This window comes from Helicobacter labacensis (genome assembly GCF_003660285.1).
Lineage (GTDB): Bacteria > Campylobacterota > Campylobacteria > Campylobacterales > Helicobacteraceae > Helicobacter > Helicobacter labacensis.
Map to the genome: position 1 here is coordinate 1 of NZ_QXQQ01000009.1, position 16,740 is coordinate 16,740.

General features: G+C 48.0%; 18 protein-coding genes, 4 tRNA genes and 1 pseudogene. 11 read left to right on the top strand and 12 right to left on the bottom strand.

The window, feature by feature from the left end; genetic code table 11:
- Positions 1-15 precede the first annotated feature (15 nt).
- Positions 16-144, bottom strand: coding sequence for a hypothetical protein (locus tag EAO33_RS09715; RefSeq protein ID WP_268877461.1), 129 nt, complete (start codon positions 142-144; stop codon positions 16-18).
- A 77-nt stretch (positions 145-221) separates the two neighbouring features.
- Between EAO33_RS09715 and dcd the strand changes: the two genes are divergently transcribed.
- The gene (dcd, locus tag EAO33_RS03960) at positions 222-776 is read left to right on the top strand and encodes a dCTP deaminase (protein ID WP_120945209.1); all 555 of its coding nucleotides are present in this window, start codon (positions 222-224) and stop codon (positions 774-776) included.
- A gap of 18 nt (positions 777-794) precedes the next feature.
- Here the strand turns inward: dcd and EAO33_RS03965 are convergent, their stop codons facing one another.
- The 6 genes from EAO33_RS03965 to EAO33_RS03995 all read right to left on the bottom strand — a co-directional run bounded on the left by EAO33_RS03965 (position 795) and on the right by EAO33_RS03995 (position 4,774).
- Positions 795-1,349, bottom strand: a complete 555-nt coding sequence (locus EAO33_RS03965; RefSeq protein ID WP_120945211.1) for a hypothetical protein — start codon at positions 1,347-1,349, stop codon at positions 795-797.
- Positions 1,349-2,488, bottom strand: coding sequence for an SEL1-like repeat protein (locus tag EAO33_RS03970; RefSeq protein ID WP_162982203.1), 1,140 nt, complete (start codon positions 2,486-2,488; stop codon positions 1,349-1,351). The genes EAO33_RS03965 and EAO33_RS03970 overlap by 1 nt, the downstream gene beginning before the upstream one ends.
- Positions 2,489-2,762: 274 nt before the next feature.
- Positions 2,763-3,914, bottom strand: coding sequence for a M20 aminoacylase family protein (locus tag EAO33_RS03975; RefSeq protein ID WP_120945215.1), 1,152 nt, complete (start codon positions 3,912-3,914; stop codon positions 2,763-2,765).
- Between the two features lie 128 nt (positions 3,915-4,042).
- Positions 4,043-4,345 carry a DUF5666 domain-containing protein gene (locus EAO33_RS03985; RefSeq protein WP_120945217.1) on the bottom strand — a complete coding sequence of 101 codons (303 nt, stop codon included), beginning with the start codon at positions 4,343-4,345 and terminating at the stop codon, positions 4,043-4,045.
- Positions 4,346-4,368: 23 nt separating this feature from the next.
- The gene (locus tag EAO33_RS03990) at positions 4,369-4,548 is read right to left on the bottom strand and encodes a hypothetical protein (RefSeq protein ID WP_120945220.1); all 180 of its coding nucleotides are present in this window, start codon (positions 4,546-4,548) and stop codon (positions 4,369-4,371) included.
- Between the two features lies 1 nt (position 4,549).
- On the bottom strand, positions 4,550-4,774 hold the full coding sequence (locus EAO33_RS03995) for a hypothetical protein (protein ID WP_162982204.1): 225 nt from the start codon (positions 4,772-4,774) through the stop codon (positions 4,550-4,552).
- Between the two features lie 2,300 nt (positions 4,775-7,074).
- Between EAO33_RS03995 and EAO33_RS09900 the strand changes: the two genes are divergently transcribed.
- Both EAO33_RS09900 and EAO33_RS04005 read left to right on the top strand, forming a co-directional pair.
- Positions 7,075-7,515 carry a methyl-accepting chemotaxis protein gene (locus tag EAO33_RS09900; RefSeq protein WP_407920465.1) on the top strand — a complete coding sequence of 147 codons (441 nt, stop codon included), beginning with the start codon at positions 7,075-7,077 and terminating at the stop codon, positions 7,513-7,515.
- A 179-nt stretch (positions 7,516-7,694) separates the two neighbouring features.
- Entirely contained in the window at positions 7,695-8,009 is a 315-nt protein-coding gene (locus EAO33_RS04005; RefSeq protein WP_162982205.1) for a hypothetical protein, read from the top strand.
- Here EAO33_RS04005 and EAO33_RS04010 read toward each other — a convergent pair.
- Entirely contained in the window at positions 7,962-8,387 is a 426-nt protein-coding gene (locus tag EAO33_RS04010) for a GntT/GntP/DsdX family permease (RefSeq protein ID WP_120945226.1), read from the bottom strand. The genes EAO33_RS04005 and EAO33_RS04010 overlap by 48 nt on opposite strands.
- Positions 8,388-8,395: 8 nt before the next feature.
- Entirely contained in the window at positions 8,396-9,133 is a 738-nt protein-coding gene (locus tag EAO33_RS04015; protein ID WP_120945228.1) for a 3-hydroxybutyrate dehydrogenase, read from the bottom strand.
- 173 nt (positions 9,134-9,306) lie between these two features.
- Between EAO33_RS04015 and EAO33_RS04020 the strand changes: the two genes are divergently transcribed.
- The 8 genes from EAO33_RS04020 to EAO33_RS04055 all read left to right on the top strand — a co-directional run bounded on the left by EAO33_RS04020 (position 9,307) and on the right by EAO33_RS04055 (position 13,503).
- Positions 9,307-9,381 (top strand) — tRNA-Gly (locus EAO33_RS04020).
- Between the two features lie 24 nt (positions 9,382-9,405).
- Positions 9,406-9,717 (top strand): TRL-like family protein, encoded by a 312-nt coding sequence (locus tag EAO33_RS04025; RefSeq protein ID WP_120945230.1) that lies wholly within the window; start codon positions 9,406-9,408, stop codon positions 9,715-9,717.
- 35 nt (positions 9,718-9,752) lie between these two features.
- Positions 9,753-9,839: transfer RNA gene (locus EAO33_RS04030), tRNA-Leu, on the top strand.
- 1 nt (position 9,840) lies between these two features.
- Positions 9,841-9,914: transfer RNA gene (locus EAO33_RS04035), tRNA-Cys, on the top strand.
- An 18-nt stretch (positions 9,915-9,932) separates the two neighbouring features.
- Positions 9,933-10,020 (top strand) — tRNA-Ser (locus EAO33_RS04040).
- 27 nt (positions 10,021-10,047) lie between these two features.
- Complete coding sequence (locus EAO33_RS04045; protein WP_120945232.1) at positions 10,048-11,523, top strand: Na+/H+ antiporter NhaC family protein; 1,476 nt, start codon at positions 10,048-10,050, stop codon at positions 11,521-11,523.
- Between the two features lie 112 nt (positions 11,524-11,635).
- Positions 11,636-13,141 (top strand): aldehyde dehydrogenase family protein, encoded by a 1,506-nt coding sequence (locus tag EAO33_RS04050; protein ID WP_120945234.1) that lies wholly within the window; start codon positions 11,636-11,638, stop codon positions 13,139-13,141.
- Entirely contained in the window at positions 13,141-13,503 is a 363-nt protein-coding gene (locus EAO33_RS04055; RefSeq protein WP_120945236.1) for a DUF779 domain-containing protein, read from the top strand. Before EAO33_RS04050 ends, EAO33_RS04055 begins: the two co-directional genes overlap by 1 nt.
- Here EAO33_RS04055 and EAO33_RS04060 read toward each other — a convergent pair.
- The 3 genes and pseudogenes from EAO33_RS04060 to EAO33_RS04070 all read right to left on the bottom strand — a co-directional run bounded on the left by EAO33_RS04060 (position 13,500) and on the right by EAO33_RS04070 (position 16,740).
- A pseudogene (locus tag EAO33_RS04060) lies at positions 13,500-14,956 on the bottom strand (outer membrane family protein). The gene EAO33_RS04055 and the pseudogene EAO33_RS04060 sit on opposite strands and share 4 nt — an antisense overlap.
- On the bottom strand, positions 14,956-16,017 hold the full coding sequence (locus EAO33_RS04065; RefSeq protein ID WP_120945238.1) for an NAD(P)-dependent alcohol dehydrogenase: 1,062 nt from the start codon (positions 16,015-16,017) through the stop codon (positions 14,956-14,958). The pseudogene EAO33_RS04060 and the gene EAO33_RS04065 overlap by 1 nt, the downstream one beginning before the upstream one ends.
- 12 nt (positions 16,018-16,029) lie before the next feature.
- Positions 16,030-16,740, bottom strand: coding sequence for an outer membrane protein (locus EAO33_RS04070; protein WP_120945240.1), 711 nt, complete (start codon positions 16,738-16,740; stop codon positions 16,030-16,032).

Genomic DNA, 16,740 nt, shown 5'->3' on the forward strand with positions numbered 1-16,740 from the left:
ATTTGCAAGGGGGTTCTAGGTGATGGGGGCTTTCTTACTCCCCTTGTCTAAAATGAGTTCGAGGTTTTCAATCTTAAGTTTCATGTAATGCATACCGCTTTGATCAAAACAGGACATGAGGGACTGGATATCGCTAATATTCATAGGCATCGTCTTTAGATTGGAATGGCTGAAACCAGCTGTAGTATAATAACATGATTTCGCACTAAGTAAGGACGCACATGGGTTTGAAAGAGGACACTTGGATCGCGCGCATGAGTTTGCAACACCAGATGATCACCCCCTTTTGTGAGCAACAGGTGTCTAGGGGCATCATCAGCTATGGGTTGAGCAGTTATGGTTATGACATCCGCGTAGCAGAGGAGTTTTGGCTATTCCAAACAGAAGGGGTAGTAGACCCTAAAAACTTCGATGCGCGCTTGGTACAAAAGGTGCGCACCAGTGAGTTTGTGCTCATCCCCCCTAATGCCTTTGCGCTAGCCCATAGCGTTGAACACATCAAAATGCCCAAAGATGCGCTGGCTATTTGTTTGGGTAAAAGCACTTACGCGCGCTGTGGGATCATCGTCAATGTTACCCCCTTTGAACCCGAATTTGAGGGGCATATCACCATTGAGATCTCCAACACCACTCCCCTACCCGCTAAAGTTTATGCCAATGAGGGCATTGCCCAGGTGATCTTCTTGCAGGCGGATAACATCTGCGCGCGCTCTTATAAAGACAAGCAGGGCAAATACCAGCACCAAAGCGGGATCACCCTGCCTAGAATGGGGTAGCACGCTTAGGGCATGCTTTTATTGAGGACTTGGGGGCGTAATAAGGGGACCTTTAATTAAAACTCCCTGCTTATCATAAAAAAGAAAGCGCACTTTGTAACTCTCTTTGATTTTGCGTTTTTTATCTCTTGGGGTGTGCGTGATGGCTAACTCAATGGGAGGAAGTGTTAGAGGGGTGTGGGGTTTGACTTGGAAAGCTAAAAATAGCGGGCGGTTATGTTGGTAATCCCACCCTCCACGCCATCTAGGTAGGGTGGTTTGGCTTTTTAGCAAGCGATCGCCCACCTGCACTTCAAAGGAGCTTAGGTAGTAGGTGCCCGGTTCTAGCATGCGCGTGGCGGGTCGGGCTTGTGAAAAAGTGTCGCGCCAGAGCAAAAAAAACCAATTATTGCTCCCCAACACCAGCATTTTAGAATTTTTATCCCCTAGTCTGCGCCAATAAGTCTTGACTGCGCTCCCCTGATAGGCAATATCAAAGCTAACAGGGCTGGCTAGTTTTGAGGGTGGATGCGCGCATGCCCCAAACAATATAGCCACCGCCCCAATTCTTGCACCTACAAGCAAAGCCCCCATCACTTGCCCCTAGCGCAGGCTTTTTTATAGCCCAGATCGCAGGCTTTTTTAAAGTGTTGTTGGGCTTTTTTGGAGTCTTTGCGCACTCCTAGGGCATTTTTATACATCATCGCCAAGTTGTAATGAGCGGGGGGGTTTCCCATGCTAGCTGCCTTGTGGTAGTATTCTAGGGCTTTTTTGTAGTCCTTAGGCACTCCGCGCCCTTTGCGGTATAAATCCCCCAAACCAACATAGGCATTAGCATTTCCCATGCTAGCTGCTTTTTGGTAATACTCAAAAGCCTTAGAATAATCTTTAGCTACCCCCCAACCCTCTTCATAAGCCACTCCCAAATCATTAAGACCGATCGCGCTCCCTGTGCTAGCTGCCTTTTTATAGTATTCAAAGGCTTTTTTATCATCTTTGGGCACTCCTAAACCCTTGTGATACACATCTCCCAAATACCCATAAGCCTCAACAACCCCCATGCTAGCTGCTTTTTGATAGTGTTCCCTGGCTTTTTGGTAATTTTGTGCTACCCCTTTGCCTTGCTCATAAGCCACCCCAAGATTTACATAAGCCGTAGCTACCCCTAAGCTAGCCGCCTTTTGGTAATACTCTAGGGCTTTAGCATGGTCCTTAGCCACTCCCCTACCCATATAATACATAGCCCCCAAATTGCTATAGGCTTGCACATACCCCATATCAGCCGCCTTTTTGTAGTATTCTAGGGCTTCTTTATAATTTTGTGCTACCCCCTTGCCTTGCTCATACATCACCCCTAAATTATTATAGGCATCAGAAAGCCCCAAACTAGCCGCCCTTTGGAAGTATTCTAGGGCTTTGTGGTAATCTTGGGGCACTCCTTGTGCATCAATGCCTCCATGGACACTAACTTCCCCATGAAAATACATCAGCCCTAAGTTGTAAAAGGCATTGGCATTCCCCATACTAGCCGCTTTTTTGTAGTATTCTATTGCCTTTTTATAATCCTTGTCAACGCCTTGCCCTTTGTAATACATAAAGCCCATATCAAAGTAAGCCTCAGAATCTTCTAAATTCGTGGCTTTAAAGTTCTTAGGCGTGATGGCTTGCATGTTTGCTAAGCTAAACATACTAACAAGTGCCACCTTAAACGCGTTTTTAGCTAGATTTGTCATGTTGTCCCCTTTTTTCATCCCATTGTAATTGATCTGCAAACTAAACTAGCTTAGGGATTATCTGTGGGGATGTCATTGGGGCGCGATTCACTAAAGGCTTGACTAGATTCAAGCTAGTCTTGCGATCTCAATGCATGGCATAGCCCAACTAGCACATTTGTCTTTTTTACAAGCGCAAAGTAGGGGTTTTGACAGCTCCACGCGCTTTTTTTAAACCCAAGATCACGCCCGCACCCCCCCCCCCCCCACAAAGGTCCTCAAAATGGTGAGTGCTTTAGCCCAAATACTCCAGCACCAAGCGGGCGTAATAGCTCGCTGCGCGGGCTAAAAGCGCGTCATTGAAAACATAGCCGGTGGTGTGTAGATAATGGGTGTTCTCATTTTCTAAGAAGGCATAAGCGCAGGGGCGCAACTGGGCAAAGTAGCCAAAATCCTCACTCCCCATTGCTGCCGGGTGTTCAAAACAACAAGCCTCTTTTCCAAAGATTTCTTGAGCCACTTCTTGAGCGAACGCGCTCGCCTTGGGGTCATTCATTGTAACAGGGGCAGCAGCTTGCTTGTTAATCTCAATCTCCACCCCTTGGGCTAGAGCGATCCCCTTAGCAATTTGCTCAATGCGTCTAGCCGTGATCTCTTGGCTTTGAGTATCCAAAGCGCGCACGCTCAGTTTTAAAATGGCGCGATCAGGGATGATATTAAAAGCACTCCCGGCATTAAACGCCCCCACACTCACCACCGCGCTGTGTTGGGGGTCAATATCCCTAGAAACAATGCCTTGCAAGGCTACCACCAACAAAGAAGCAGCTAAAATAGGGTCTTTACACTTTTCAGGCGCGCTCCCATGCCCCCCACGCCCCTTGATCTCTAGGGTGTAACAATCCGCACTCGCCATGATCGCCCCACTTTTAAGATAGATTGTTTTATCCCCACCAAAGGGCATGTTATGCCATCCAAAGATCATATCGCTATCAAAGCGTTCTAACAAACCCTCTGCTAGCATGGCTTGTGCGCCCCCCAAGCCCTCTTCAGCAGGCTGGAAGTACAGATGTAGCGTCCCATTAAACTCTTGGGTGGCTAAATACCTGGCGGCTAATAACAAAGACGCGCTATGCCCATCATGCCCGCAGGCGTGCATACGATTGGGGGTTTGACTCTTGTAGGGGAGATCATTTTCTTCGGGCATGGGCAAAGCGTCCATGTCCGCTCTCAAGCCAATTTTCTTAGTAGAATCGCCTTTTTTGAGCACCCCCACCACACCGGTTTTACCCACATGCCCATGCACTTGGTAGCCAAATTCTTTTAACTTGTCTGCTATTAGCTTAGAAGTTTGCACCTCTTCAAAGCCTAATTCAGGGTGTTGGTGGATTTGCTGGCGAATCGCCTTAAACTCCTCTTGCATCGCGACAACTTCTGGGATCAAGGGCATGACTTTCCTTTTAAAACTTCTTGCTATTGGCTTCATCTAGGATATTTTGCGCGATCTTTTGCACATTTTGGCTAATGGTAGAGGAGGTGGTGGCAATTTTGACTCCCTTCACACCTCTCCAATTTCTGCTAGTAAGCGCGGTGTTCCATACACTTGATTTCAATCTCTTCAGCCATAGGCATTTTATTGCCTTGCATCAAATCTACCTTAACAAAATCTCCCTTTTTGAGATCGACAAATTTCTTAGCACTGTCCCAACCCATACCACAAGCATCTTGTTCGATTTTAGTGTAAGGCATCACACCAATCACCATGCCATTGATCGTAATGGTCTTTTTAGCGTCATTGATATTTTCAATAATGCCTTTGAAATCAGAGGCGCACATGACCCCCAAACCAGCCACACAAAGCCCTACCAATAATTTTTTCATCACTTGCCTTTTTCAAATCAATATTAGAATTGGAAGTGTAAGTCTTCCAATTTAGATTTTTTAGTTTTAGTCAAGCGTCTTATCGTCTTATTAGAGAGATTGTAGCGCGTCCTTATAAGCTCTCTTTGCACTTTAGTAGTCTTAGTAAGAGTGCGATTGAGCGCGTTATTGCAAAAGCGCGCCATATCGTTATAAAAATCCATGCTAATCCTTCTCGTCCTTGTAAGAATATTGCCCAATGCCTGCCTGCTTGATCGCGCTCACAATGCTATGAGGATCGCCCTGTGTGTAGATGTTGATGGTTTGGGTGTTGTTGGAGTTGATAGATCGGCTATCTGTGGTGTTTTGTGTGCTCTTTTGGGGATTGAGCGCGCTATAATCAAAGCTCCCCAATACGGGCAGGGCTGTTTGTTTGTCTTTATCTTGCACACCCAATGTGGGCAGGGCAAAAAGCCCTCTTTGGGCAACTCCTCAATGTGCAGGGTGTTGGCGTGCTAAATTCTTGCGCTAGAGCGCACCCCAAATATCCCCCAAACACACCCCATGCCGCTCTAAAGATTGTAATTGCTCCCAAGTGCGCAACATTGTGTTCCTTTAATTGAAGGGGATATCAAAGGTGCCCAACCCTATACTATCTCTTGTGGAGTTTCAGACTGATTTTAAGCCAAAACACAGAGAATTTAGGACGCAACGCCCGGTGTAAACGCTCCGTATTTTTTGGATCACAACCATGCCATCCCATGACCGCTCTTTCCCACCCGGGGTTAGCATGGTGTTCCTAGACACTTCTATAATTTGTGGCAATCTTTTTGTAAAAACAACACTACAAAACTTTAGAGAATTTAGAGTTTTCATCCCCCATAGTGGCTAAATTTTCTAGCTAACGCTAGAGAGGAGCAAGCATAGGAGATAATCTCTACAACCACGCACACAAGCTTTTACATTAGCTAGTTTCTTTATGTTAAAATTTTGCGTCTAGAATCCCCTTGTCTAAAAAGCATGACAAAATGGAGTCTAGGGGTAGCAACCACACAATTTGGAAAAGGCAGGTCGTGAATTTATCCAATATCAGGATTGGGACGAAGCTTGTTTCCCTAATCATCGGGGTTTTGCTTGTCATTTTCAGCATCCTCTCTTGGGTGATCGCTTATAAGTCTTCTGAGACTCTGCAAGCAGAGGCTTACAAAACCCTCTACAATGTCGCCAAGAGGCACGCTAACCGGGTTATCCCCGCGTTTAAGCAAGGCTTTGCCCTACTGGAAACTTTGAGAGAAACGATTCAAACCTCCATTAACAACAACTCTTTACGCGAAGACGAATTGATCAATTTCGTCCGCACCGCCTTTGATGAAGCCGATTGGTCGGATTATTGTTTCCTCTACCTCCCGCGTGCCGTCTTTAAAGACTCCCACATCAAAACCATCCCCAAAGCTGAAGATGTGGAGCATCTTGTCCCTGAGGGTTTTTACCTTGCCCTCAAAGACACCAATGTGTTCCAAGAGGGTGGGATTGTATCTCTCTCCACCCAGCAAAGCGTTAATTTCTTCAATAATCCCAATGTCAAGGAGGCTATGTTAGCCAACAAAGACACTCTAAGCGAGCCTATGCATATCACCATCGCTGGAAATGATATTACCTCTGTCATTGCCACCATCCCCATTAGAAACAAGTATAAACAGGCTATAGGCTTTATTAGCCTTTCTATCAACCTTGCCAAGATGCGCCAAGAGATCATCTTGGATAAAACCAGCTCAGTCTACCAAGGCGATATTATCGCGGTGCTCTCTTCTACTGGCAGAATCGCCGCATTTCCAAACCCCAAAATGGTTGGCAAACCTTTGGCGGAAGTCAACCCGGGACCCTTGACAGAGAGCATTTTAAAAGCTGCCAAAGAACACAAAGGGGGGGTGTTTCCTTACATGAATATTAGACACCAAGAATCCTTTATCGGGCTGGTGAATTTCAAAGTCTGGCGCAACATCAATTCGTTTTGGTCGGTTTTCATTGTTGCCCCCAAACAAGCGATTTTCAAGCCCAGAGATGAACTCGCCAAGCTTGTCATCATGACCGCGTTTTTTTCCCTCATCATCGCGGGGGTGTGCGTGGCGTTGTTGGCTAATAAAATCATCTCCGCGCGCCTCTCTGTCGTGTTAGAGGGGCTGGTTACTTTTTTTAGATTTTTAAACCACGAAAAGGTTTCTCTCAAACTTTTAAAGGTGCAGAGCAATGACGAGCTGGGGCAAATGGTGAGCGCCATTAACGCCAATATCCAAAAGATTCAAAAATCTTTGGATGAGGACGAACAGGCGGTGTCCCAATCTGTTAGCACGGCTAAGATCATCGAATCAGGCGATTTGAGCGCGCGCATCACACAAATCCCTGCTAACCCTCAACTTAAAGAACTCAAAAATGTGCTCAACACCATGCTAGACACCCTAGAGCGCAAGGTGGGGCGCAATATGGACACCATCAACGCCGTTTTTGAAGCCTATAAAAAATTTGACTTCACCGCTAAAATCCCAGAGGCTAAGGGCGCAGTGGAGATCACCACCAACATGCTAGGTCAAGACATCCGCGAAATGCTCAGTGCCTCTTTTGCCTTCGCCAAGGAATTATCCTCCCAAAGCGCGATTTTAAAGGAGTCCATGCAAACCCTCTCTCAAAGCAGTGTGGAGCAGTCTAACTCCCTAGAAGGGACTGCCCAGCAAATCGCCCAAATTGCTACCTCCATGCAAAACACCAGCACACGCACCACAGAGATCACCAAGCAAGCCCAAGAGATAAAAAATATCATTGTCATCATCCAAGACATCGCCAACCAAACCAATCTCTTGGCTTTAAACGCCGCCATTGAAGCTGCCCGGGCGGGTGAACACGGCAGGGGCTTTGCGGTGGTGGCTGATGAAGTCAGAAAATTAGCCGAGAGAACGGGGAAATCTCTAGGTGAGATAGAGGCTAATGCTAACTTGTTAGTCCAAAGCATTGATGAAATTGTCGCCAATGTCCAAGAACAGGCTAGTGGGATCGAGCGGGTGAATGAAACGGTCGAACAGCTAGAAGTCGTGGTGCAAAAAAACGCCCAAATCGCCCAAGACACCGACCAGATCACCCAAAAGGTCAATGACATCGCTAAGGAAATTTTTGATGATGTCAATAAAAAGAAGTTTTAAGCTCAGGGGTCTTTTGCAACCATGCTAGTGGTGGGTGTCCTCTCCCTTGTTGTGTATCTTTAACCCATACAAAGCACATTTTCAGCGACGACACCGATAAGGAAGTTTTCAGCAAACTAGATACGATCGAGCAGAGAAAATTTAGAGTCGGGCAGGAAGTGGGTGCTTTAGCCTGTGGCTTGTTTCCAAATGGTAAGGAGATCGCCTACAGCGAAAACAATAAGCCACAGATGCTGGTCGATACAAAAGAACTCATAGGTGGGGGTGTGGATGTGATCTATGAAGCGACATTTGAGTATCAAGGGGTCTTGGCGAGAGTAGATATTCTAGAGATTGAGCGCGGAGTTAGGGGTGAAGTTAAGCATGTGCTTAACGAAGTGAAGAGCTCCACAAGCGCCTTTGAGGATAAAGTAAAGGGAAAACTCAAAGACGCGTGTTTGTGGGATTTAGCGATCCAGCGCTATGTGCTTGCGGATTTGGGCTTTTTGGAATAAAGAGAGGGCTAAAGGATAGACAGAAAAGACCACCACAAACAAGCTAACCCCCCCATAAGTGAGTAGCGCACACGCCAAAATCACCCCCAAAATGGCGCGCTTTTGCCCTAGAGTTTGGGCGATGAGTTTAGCGATCGCGCTAGCCATACCGCTCATCTCCATCAGTTTTCCAAAGATCGCCCCGAGCATAAAAATAGGAAACCACACCTTAGCAAAGGCGCAAAACCCACCCATGTAGATGTTAGTGTAGGTCTCTAGCCAGTCTAGCCCGCCACAAAGAGCCACCACCCCAGCAGCAATGGGCGCGACCCACACAATCGACCAGCCCCAATATGCCAAGAGCATCAACACCCCTAAGCCTAAGAGAATACCCAACATGCAAACCCTTACTGTGCGGTATAACCGCCATCGATGACTAAGGATTGCCCCGTGATACTCTTAGCCGCATCGCTAGCCAAGAATAGAGCGAGTTTAGCGATGTCTGCAATGGGGATGAGGCGTTTTTGAGGGATGAGGGGGTAGAGGATTTTTTCTAGGGCTTCTTGGGCACTCATTTGGCGGGTTTTAGCCAAATCAGCGAGCTGATTGCGCACTAAGGGGGTATCCACATAGCCCGGGCAAATGGCATTGGCTGTGATGTTAAAAAGCGCGCCCTCAAGCGCGCAAACTTTAGTCAGTCCAATGAGTCCGTGTTTGGCACTGTTGTAAGCGGCTTTGCCAGCAAAGCCCATGTTAAGAATGCGTCCAAATTTTTGCGCCTTCATTAGGGGGAAGGCGCATTTAGTGAGCATAAAAGGTCCTACCAACTCCACTTGCAACATTTTATTAAACACGGCTGTAGGAAAATCCTCAAGCAAGGCGATATGCTGGAATCCGGCGTTATTGATGAGCACATCTACAGAGCCAAAAGTCTTTTGGGTTTGCATGATGAGATTTTGACAAGAGTCTTCTTGTGCCACATCACAAGGGATAAAGATCGCATTTTTAGAGGGCGTGCTAGTAGCCACTTGATTCAAAGCCTCTTGGTTTAAATCTGAAAAAACCACCTTATGCCCCTCTTGTAAAAAAGCTTGCGCGATGCCAAGCCCAATCCCGCTAGCACTCCCGGTGATGAGCACGACCATAGTAACTCCCTAGTTTTTAATAGAATGCTAGCACCTTTTGCTAAGGCTTTAGCAATGGGGCGTAGTTTTGGGTCTTTAGGGCGTGCGCTGTTGCTTTTTCGCACAAGGGGGTTAAAGGGCACTTTTTTGGGCTATTGACTTGTTAAAAAATTCGTGCTAGAATGAGCGTTTTTGCGGGAATAGCTCAGTGGTAGAGCACGACCTTGCCAAGGTCGGGGCCGCGGGTTCGATCCCCGTTTCCCGCTCCATTTTTGATTCTCGAGGGGTTTTTGATGTTGCGTGTTGCTAGGCTTGCTGGCGTGTTTGTGTGCGCGGGGTTGTTGTTGGTGGGTTGTGGCACATCCATTCCCGTAGGTGCTCTTTACACAGATGTCAAGGTTCCGGTTTCGGGTAATGGGGGACACCACTCCAAGAGAGGGGAGGCGAGTTGCACCAGCATTCTTAGTCTCATCGCTATGGGGGATTGCTCTGTGGAGACGGCTGCTAAGGCGGGGGGCATTAGCAATATTAAGTCTGTGGATCGCAAAGTTACCAATATTTTAGGTATCTATGGCAGATACACGACTATTGTCAAGGGCGATTAATAGCCCTTTAAACGCCCTTGCAAGGGCGTTTATGTGCCCAGGTGGTGGAATAGGTAGACACAAGGGACTTAAAATCCCTCGGTAGCAATACCGTGCCGGTTCAAGTCCGGCTTTGGGCACCATGGCGACATAGCCAAGTGGTAAGGCATGGGTCTGCAAAACCTTGATCCCCGGTTCGAGTCCGGGTGTCGCCTCCAATACGACTTACTTTTTAACGGGAGATGGCTGAGTGGTTGAAAGCGGCGGTCTTGAAAACCGTTGAGGGTCATACCTCCGGGGGTTCGAATCCCTCTCTCCCGGCCAGCATCTTCTATCATTCTTAAGGTTTTGATGGGGCATTCGATTTTAAGTTTATTAGTGCCTATAGGCGTGATCGCCATGGTAGTGTTGACTAAACGCGTGGCTCTCTCGCTTTTTAGCGGGATTGTCTTGGGGGCGTGGCTGGTAAGTGATAGCCTGTGGGACACCTTAAGCGTCATTTATGCCAAATTGAGCGCGGTGTTTTACAGCAACACCCCCACTTTTAGCCTCAATACCAATAGTCTTTATATCTTTGCCTTTTTAGTGCTCTTGGGGGTGTTAACCCAAGTGATTAGCGCCTCTGGAGCTAGCGCGTCTTTTGTGCTCAAGGCGCGTCAATTTGTCAAAAGCGCGCGCCAGTGCGAATTTGTCGCCCTCTTTGCGGGGTTGGTGATTTTTTTAGACGACTATTTTAACGCCCTCATTGTAGGGCAGGTGAGTAAATCTCTCAATGACGCGCACCAAAGTAGCCGTGAAAGGCTAGCTTACATCATCGATTCCACTTGCGCGCCCGTGTGCATGCTCATGCCCATCTCTAGCTGGGGGGCTTATATTGTGGGGGTGATGCAAAACGAGGGGATTGAAAATAGTTTTGCGCTTTTGCTTGCTAGTATCACTAGCAATTATTACGCGTGGTTTGCGCTTATCGCGGTGTTTTTGACGATTTTATGGCAGATCAATTTGCCCGCTATGGTGCGCTACAGAAATGTAGGGGTGCAAGATTTAAGCCCTATTGCAAATCTCCAAAGCCCCAAAGCCCCCGTTTGGCTCTTGTTGAGCAGTGTGGGAATCTTGATTCTTAGCACCTGCGCGTTGATCTTTTACACGGGCTATACCAACGCCCCAAGCGGCGATCTCTTAGACTTGCTTAAAAACACCCAAACCAGCTTTTCTCTCTTCATAGGGGGGTTGATTTCTTTGGGCACCACCTTGATTCTAGCAAGGAAGTATGTGGGCGCACTAATCCCCCTTGTGGTGCAAGGTTTTAAGAGCATGCAAGGCGCGATCTTGGTGCTGATTTTAGCATGGGCAATTGGGTCCCTGATTCGCGATGACTTGCAAACGGGGGTGTATCTAGCTAGTCTTGTGGGGCATTTTCAAGGGGTGGGAGAGTGGCTGGGGGTGGTGTTGTTTGTGATCTCGGGTTTTATCGCCTTTAGCACAGGCACTAGCTGGGGCGCGTTTGCGATCATGTTGCCCATTGGGGTTAGCATGAGCGCGGGGCTGGGGGGGGATTTGGTGTTGGTGATCGCGGCTATTCTCTCAGGGGCTGTTTATGGGGATCATGCCTCGCCCATTTCAGACACCACAATTCTCTCTGCCACCGGGGCGGGTTGTTCTGTGCAAAGCCATTTTTTAACCCAATTACCCTACGCGAGCTTGAGCGCGCTATGCGCCCTAGTGGCTTTTTTGGTAGCTAGTTTGAGTCTGTCTAAAATATTGGGCTTTTTAGTGGGGTTGGGTTTGTTATTAGGTTTATTTTTCTTACTCAAACAAAGGCACTAGGCACTATCACTATTAGTAACACCGCCTTTCTTTTGGAGGTGATTAAAAATTTAGGATCAAAAGCATTAATGTTTAGAGATTAGAATCGGGGCACATTTTTTAAGGAGAAAACATGAGTGTTTATAAAGATAGCCGCCAGATTTTTAAGCCCCGCTATGAAAACTACATCGGGGGGGAATGGGTCAAGCCTGTGGAGGGGAAGTATAAAGCCAATAAGAGTTCTATCAATGGGGAGGTGCTGTGTGAAGTGCCCCTATCTAGCCCCCAAGACATTGATAAAGCCCTAGATAGCGCGCACAAAGCGAAGGACGCTTGGGGCAAAACCCCCATTGAGGCGCGATCCCGCCTCTTGTTCCAAATTGCCGATCGCTTAGAGGCTAATTTAGAAAAGCTCGCCTATGCAGAAACTTGGGACAATGGCAAACCCATTCGCGAAACTCTAGCCGCAGATATTCCCCTAGCTATCGATCATTTCCGCTACTTTGCTAGCTGTATCCGTGCCCAAGAGGGGGGTATTAGCGACATTGAAGAGAATTTAGTCGCCTACCATTTCCATGAACCCCTGGGTGTGGTGGGGCAGATCATCCCCTGGAATTTTCCCATTTTGATGTGTGCATGGAAGCTCGCCCCGGCTTTGGCTGCAGGCAATGCGGTGGTGCTCAAGCCCGCATCCCCCACCCCGGCTAGCGCGCTAGTGTTGCTAGAGATCATCGGGGATCTCTTGCCCGCTGGGGTGGTGAATGTGGTCAATGGTAGCGGGGGACAGATTGGCAAACACCTAGCCACCAGCCCCAAGATCGCCAAAGTGGCTTTCACCGGATCCACCGCAGTGGGGCGACAAATCATGCAATTTGCTACAGAAAACATCATTCCTTGCACCTTAGAACTAGGGGGTAAGAGTCCTAATATTTTCTTCCCGGATATTTATGAGCATGAGGACGCGTTTTTAGATAAGGCTGTTGAGGGGCTAGTGCTTTTTGCACTCAACCAAGGCGAGGTGTGCACCTGCCCCTCGCGCGCTTTGGTTCATGAGAGTATTTATGAGGACTTTATAGGCAAGGTGTTAGAGAGGATCAAGGCAATCAAAACAGGTAACCCGCTGGATTTAGAAACCATGATAGGCGCGCAGGTGGATGAAAACCAAGTCAACACCATTTTAAACTACATCCAATTAGCCCATCAAGAGGGGGCGCAGTGCCTTATTGGGGGGGCTAGAAACCACATCGCCGGTTTAGAAAAAGGGTGCTATATCCAGCCCACTATTTTTAAGGGACATAATAAGATGCGTATCTTCCAAGAAGAAATCTTTGGTCCCGTGTTAGCCCTTACCACCTTTAAAGACGAGAAAGAGGCTCTAGAGATCGCCAATGACACCATGTTTGGGCTAGGAGCGGGGGTGTGGACGCGCGACATCAACCGGGCTTACCATTTCGGGCGCGCGATCAAGGCTGGGAGAGTGTGGACGAATTGCTACCACATGTATCCTGCCCATGCCGCCTTTGGGGGGTATAAGCAAAGTGGGATTGGGCGTGAAGGGCATAAGATGATGTTAGAGCATTACCAACAAACTAAAAATATCTTGGTGAGCTATAGCCCGCACAAACTAGGATTCTTTTAATGTCTGAGCGCGTGGTAGCGACTAAGGCAGCGCTCTCTCTCATTGCAGAGCTCAAAATTGCCCACCCAGAGGGGTTTATTTTCTACCACTCTTGTGGGTGTTGTGATGGTAGTGTGGTCTATGCCTACGCTAAGGGGGATTTTAAGCTAGGGCAAAATGATGTGTGTCTAGGGGAGATAGAGGGGGTCGCCTTTTACATGCACCAAGAACAATACAACTACCAACGGCACACCCAACTCATCTTAGACATCCAACCCATAGAGGGGAGTGAATTCTCCCTAGCCTATGGGACGGGCAAGAGTTTTAGCCTCACAAGCCGTGTGTTTAGCCCCCAAGAGTTAGCGCAACTACAAGAGAGCTAAAAAGAGGCAATGAGTTGGGTATAAAGCGCGCTACGATCTTGATAGCCACCCCCACAGTAGGTGGTGCTAGGGTTGCAATAGGCATTCAAGCCCGCTTGGTAGCCCTTGTTGGTATGGATTCCATAGTAGACTAAATCTAGTAAGCCCTTGAGATAGGGAGTGAATTGGTAGCTTAGCGAGAGGATCACGCGCCCCTCATAAGACACTGGCGCGCTAGACCACTGCCAAGTCATCCGCCATGCAAAAGCCTTTTTAAAATGCGTGCCCCCGTAAATGAGTACCCCGGTTATCGCGTTGGCTTTAAGGGCGGTGCCTGCGTAACCAGCCCAAAGGCTATTACCATAGAGTTCTACACCAGCGGGGTTACCTGTGTTGCCCACCCACGCGTGGCGTTGCCAAAATTCTTATAAAAAGTCCCCATGAGAAAGAACTGACCGATGTCAAAGCGTTGGCGGATAATGAGACTCTGCCCATTGGGCGTGGCCGGGTTGTCGTAGCGATAAATCGCCTTCCCTGCAGTGTTAAGCACCATCCAAGGGTAATAAAGGGGGAAAAACGCGCTAATCTGGGTGTTAGAACGCCACCCCTTGCCCTCAAAGTTAGGGTTGCTATCCCAACCTATCCTAAGACCCGGTGCGTTGAACATTTTGGGTGAAAAGTAAAAAAAGCCTTCGGCTAAAAAGTGGTGCTTCTGGTAGGTAAGCTGGATAGCATGCGTGCCGTAAGCGACTTTGTGCCCGCTGGGAGTGTAGCCCCCTTGGGCGTTTTTGTGGTAACCCCCACTATAAACCACCCTAGGGGCATACCAATCTCTTAACTGCACCCCGGTCGCATAAGCGCGTCCCCAAGAGCTAAACCACCACAAGCGCATGTGCTTAATCTGGGCGTAGACTTCAAACCCTTGTGTCTGTCCGCTTTTATAAGCAGCTTGGGAGAGATAACGCCCTGCTTTGATCCCAAAGTAATGTTTGTAATCGTATTCTAAGTAGGCATCGCTGAAGACATAGAAATGGCTGTATTGGCTAAGTTTGCGGTTTTTAGCCCACACATCATCGCTTTGCACGACATCGGCTGCTCCGCCCAAATACCCATCGTAATAGGCGAAGTTTTGGTAAACCACCGATCCTCCGTAAAATTTTTTTGTGCCATCGTAAAGCACTCCCCCCACCATGCCCCCGATGCGCCCATTTAGGCTATGCCCAGCTAGAGTTTTGGGCAGAAGGTTAAAAGCAAGGGAGAGATAGCCCGCGATTGTGGCGTATTGCTGCATGGGGTAAATCCCCTCGCTCTTTTCTACAGGGTGTTGGTTAAACCCGATCACAGAAGCTTGGTTGGCAAACCCTCCTAATTTATAATCAAAGGCGTGTAGAGAGGTTAATGCTAGGGGAGCGCAAAATAGCTTGAGTGTGTAAAGATAGCCAAAGAGGCTATCTCTCTTAGGCGCAAGCCCCATCAACCCCCCAAGGATTTTTTAATGTCAATGACATACCTAAAGGGCGCGTTGGAGTGAGTGAGATTGTAATAGGCTTGATCGATGTCCTTGCCCTCAATGAGCTGGACTTGGGGATAAATATTGTGTAGCACAGAAAAATCTAGCATTTCTTGGGTTTCCTTAATCCCCCCAATGAGCGAGCCATAGACTTTTCTATTACCCTGGTTGATCAATTCAATGGCACTAATGCTAGGCATCACTTCTTTAGGGGGTGCGCCCACAATGGCAAGCTCCCCATTGTAAGCGAGCAATTTAACATAGTCTAGAATCTTGTAGCTTGTGGGGATAGTGGAAATGATGAGGTCTAAACTCCAAGGCTTGGCATCCTTGGGACTGGTGTAGTAATATTTTGCACCCATGCTTAAGGCTTGTTCCCTCTTAGCCTCACTGCGCGCAAAGACGCTCACCTGCGCCCCCATCGCTAGGGCATATTTGAGAGCCATGTGCCCCAACCCTCCAAAACCCGCGATTCCCACCCTTGAGCCCTCTTTGACCTTAGAGAATTTTAAAGGAGAGTAGGTGGTGATCCCCGCACAAAAGAGCGGGGCGATCTTCTCTAAAGGCGCGTCATGGGGGATCTTAATGGCATAGTCTTCATCTAGCACGATTTTATCTGAATACCCGCCCATATGGGGTTGATTGTCATGGAAGTAGTCTAGGCAGTTGTAGGTGAAGACAACCTTGCCATTGGCACAGAGCTGCTCTTGATGGCTAGTGCACGCCTCGCACACCTTACAAGAATTCACAAAACACCCCACACCCACTTTGTCCCCCACCTTGAATTTAGAAACCTTAAAGCCCACTTCCTTCACCACGCCTGCAATCTCATGACCGGGGATCATAGGGTAGATCGCCTCTCCCCATTCGCCATAGGCAGAGTGGATGTCGCTATGGCAAATTCCACAAAAGGCGATCTCCACTAGAATATCCTTTGCGCCTAAAGGGTGGCGCGTGAAGTCAAGTCTCTCAAACTTGCCCTCTTTGGAGTGGATTGCAAAACCCCTAGCTGGAATGTGCGCCATGACAACCCTTCATCAAAAATTAAAGCGGTAGCCCACATATAGGCTATATTGTCTGCGGTAGGTGAAAGTCAAGGGACCATTGTGGAAATAATAGTCGTTGATGGTGGGAATCTTGACCCCAAAATCAAATTCTTGGTGCTTGGCGATGGTGGTGCGAAAACCCGCATTGAACAAGAATTGGAAGATGGCCGGATCAACATGCCCCTTGGTTTTCAAAAACGCCCTTGTGGTGTTCCCCCAAGAGTTACCCGCAATCGCCACCCCAAAGAAAAGCCCGAAAGTGGCACTATCTTTATTGATGATGTCATAAAGGGTATCAATACCGCCCCCATAGGTGAACATGTCGGTAAGATTAGCCACCGTGCTGTAAGAAGGATTGCTTGAAGTCCCAAGATTAGTCAACGCATTAGCCCCAAAGACCGCATGCCCATAGTCAAAGAAACCATAGTAGCGAAAGCCAAACCATTTTTTCTTGCCTAGAAAGTGCTTGTAACCCACACTGATCCCAAGCCCTTGCATAACAGCCGCATAAGTGTAATGACCACTGGGAAACTTCGCGTAATTGAGTGGATCGCCGGGGGGAGGGTTTTTGATCATCTGCGCCACCTGCCCCACTTGGTAACTCGCGCCCACATACCACGCATTCCTCTCCGCACACAGGGGGACAGAAAGCGCGCCCAAAACAGCCACACCCTTGATGAAGTTAGAAAATGTCTTATTCAT

Bases quoted from the DNA above. Each gene is read 5' to 3' on its own strand.
- EAO33_RS09715 (WP_268877461.1), bottom strand. From the start codon at position 144: ATGAATATTAGCGATATCCAGTCCCTCATGTCCTGTTTTGATCAAAGC.
- dcd (WP_120945209.1), top strand. From the start codon at position 222: ATGGGTTTGAAAGAGGACACTTGGATCGCGCGCATGAGTTTGCAACAC.
- EAO33_RS03965 (WP_120945211.1), bottom strand. From the start codon at position 1,349: ATGGGGGCTTTGCTTGTAGGTGCAAGAATTGGGGCGGTGGCTATATTG.
- EAO33_RS03970 (WP_162982203.1), bottom strand. From the start codon at position 2,488: ATGACAAATCTAGCTAAAAACGCGTTTAAGGTGGCACTTGTTAGTATG.
- EAO33_RS03975 (WP_120945215.1), bottom strand. From the start codon at position 3,914: ATGCCCTTGATCCCAGAAGTTGTCGCGATGCAAGAGGAGTTTAAGGCG.
- EAO33_RS03985 (WP_120945217.1), bottom strand. From the start codon at position 4,345: ATGAAAAAATTATTGGTAGGGCTTTGTGTGGCTGGTTTGGGGGTCATG.
- EAO33_RS03990 (WP_120945220.1), bottom strand. From the start codon at position 4,548: ATGGATTTTTATAACGATATGGCGCGCTTTTGCAATAACGCGCTCAAT.
- EAO33_RS09900 (WP_407920465.1), top strand. From the start codon at position 7,075: ATGCAAAACACCAGCACACGCACCACAGAGATCACCAAGCAAGCCCAA.
- EAO33_RS04010 (WP_120945226.1), bottom strand. From the start codon at position 8,387: ATGTTGGGTATTCTCTTAGGCTTAGGGGTGTTGATGCTCTTGGCATAT.
- EAO33_RS04015 (WP_120945228.1), bottom strand. From the start codon at position 9,133: ATGGTCGTGCTCATCACCGGGAGTGCTAGCGGGATTGGGCTTGGCATC.
- EAO33_RS04025 (WP_120945230.1), top strand. From the start codon at position 9,406: ATGTTGCGTGTTGCTAGGCTTGCTGGCGTGTTTGTGTGCGCGGGGTTG.
- EAO33_RS04045 (WP_120945232.1), top strand. From the start codon at position 10,048: ATGGGGCATTCGATTTTAAGTTTATTAGTGCCTATAGGCGTGATCGCC.
- EAO33_RS04050 (WP_120945234.1), top strand. From the start codon at position 11,636: ATGAGTGTTTATAAAGATAGCCGCCAGATTTTTAAGCCCCGCTATGAA.
- EAO33_RS04055 (WP_120945236.1), top strand. From the start codon at position 13,141: ATGTCTGAGCGCGTGGTAGCGACTAAGGCAGCGCTCTCTCTCATTGCA.
- EAO33_RS04065 (WP_120945238.1), bottom strand. From the start codon at position 16,017: ATGGCGCACATTCCAGCTAGGGGTTTTGCAATCCACTCCAAAGAGGGC.
- EAO33_RS04070 (WP_120945240.1), bottom strand. From the start codon at position 16,740: ATGAATAAGACATTTTCTAACTTCATCAAGGGTGTGGCTGTTTTGGGC.